The sequence below is a fragment of the Microcoleus sp. B4-C2 genome (assembly GCF_036705265.1).
In the GTDB taxonomy this organism is placed as follows: domain Bacteria; phylum Cyanobacteriota; class Cyanobacteriia; order Cyanobacteriales; family Microcoleaceae; genus Microcoleus.
On sequence record NZ_JAUBUB010000202.1, the window covers coordinates 1,120 to 1,703 of the forward strand.

A 584-nucleotide genomic window follows, 5' to 3' on the forward strand; every position below is an offset into this window, starting at 1 on the left:
ACTATTAACCCTCACTGGTCATGTTAACTCGGTAAATGCAGTGGCGATCGCACGCGACGGTAAAACAGCGATTTCCGCTTCAGAGGATAACACCCTGAAAATCTGGGATCTGCTTAGTGGCAAAGAGGTTGCTTGTTTCAACGGAGAACATGGTTTTGCTTGCTGTACGATCGCACCTGATGGGGTGACAGTTGTAGCGGGCGATGTGTTCGGCCGGGTGCATTTCCTGCGATCGGAGGGAGTTAGCGGCGGGCGATAATCGGATTTTTGGTGGATGGGCGATCGGGTTTTTTGTGGATGGGCGATCGGGTTTTTTGTGGATGTGCGATCGGGTTTTTTGTGGATGTGCGATCGGGTTTTTTGTGGATGGGCGATCGGGTTTTTGGTGGATGGGCGATCGGGTTTTTTGGTGGATGGGGCGATCGAATTTGATTTGTTAGTCCGTTAGTTAGTCCGCGCCAGGGGCTAGGGCGTCGGTTCAGTATTAGGAGTTGACAAAAAAAGGACTTTATGAAATTAGCCAGTCCATGAGTTCGACTCTATGCCTGGTGTAATTGATCGAACCTTATCCATTCGAGCAATGA

General features: G+C 49.8%; 2 protein-coding genes. Both read left to right on the forward strand.

The genetic code is table 11. From position 1 onward, the window contains the following. Positions 1 to 259: WD40 repeat domain-containing protein (locus QUB20_RS28375; RefSeq protein WP_445299440.1), on the forward strand; the 259-nt coding region annotated here is incomplete at its 5' end. Positions 260 to 274: 15 nt separating this feature from the next. Continuing rightward, complete coding sequence (locus QUB20_RS28380) at positions 275 to 448, forward strand: hypothetical protein (RefSeq protein ID WP_333250809.1); 174 nt, start codon at positions 275 to 277, stop codon at positions 446 to 448. The last annotated feature ends 136 nt before the right edge of the window (positions 449 to 584 follow it).